We start from the raw sequence: 774 nt of genomic DNA on the forward strand, positions 1-774 counted from the left end.
GTACAAGCAGTAGGAGCCCACTTGTTGGGTGACTGCGTACCTTTTGTATAATGGGTCAGCGACTTAATTTTAGTAGCAAGGTTAACCGTTTAGGGGAGCCGTAGGGAAACCGAGTCTTAACTGGGCGAAATAGTTGCTAGGATTAGACCCGAAACCGAGTGATCTAGCCATGGGCAGGTTGAAGGTGAGGTAACACTTACTGGAGGACCGAACCGACTAATGTTGAAAAATTAGCGGATGACTTGTGGCTAGGGGTGAAAGGCCAATCAAACTCGGAGATAGCTGGTTCTCCCCGAAAGCTATTTAGGTAGCGCCTCGGACGAATACTACTGGGGGTAGAGCACTGTTAAGGCTAGGGGGTCATCCCGACTTACCAACCCTTTGCAAACTCCGAATACCAGTAAGTACTATCCGGGAGACACACGGCGGGTGCTAACGTCCGTCGTGAAGAGGGAAACAACCCAGACCGCCAGCTAAGGTCCCAAAGTTATAGCTAAGTGGGAAACGATGTGGGAAGGCTCAGACAGCCAGGATGTTGGCTTAGAAGCAGCCATCATTTAAAGAAAGCGTAATAGCTCACTGGTCGAGTCGGCCTGCGCGGAAGATTTAACGGGGCTAAGCTATACACCGAAGCTGCGGCAATGAAGTTTACTTCATTGGGTAGGGGAGCGTTCTGTAAGCCGTTGAAGGTGAATCGTAAGGTTTGCTGGAGGTATCAGAAGTGCGAATGCTGACATGAGTAACGATAAAGGGAGTGAAAAACTCCCTCGCCGG

General features: G+C 50.1%; 1 rRNA gene. It reads left to right on the forward strand.

The window, feature by feature from the left end:
- Positions 1 to 2: 2 nt before the first annotated feature.
- Positions 3 to 774: ribosomal RNA gene (locus C9J46_RS21360) — 23S ribosomal RNA — on the forward strand; the annotation flags it as partial.

Origin of the sequence: Photobacterium sp. GB-36, assembly GCF_003026135.1 — a bacterium.
Classification (GTDB): Bacteria; Pseudomonadota; Gammaproteobacteria; order Enterobacterales; family Vibrionaceae; genus Photobacterium.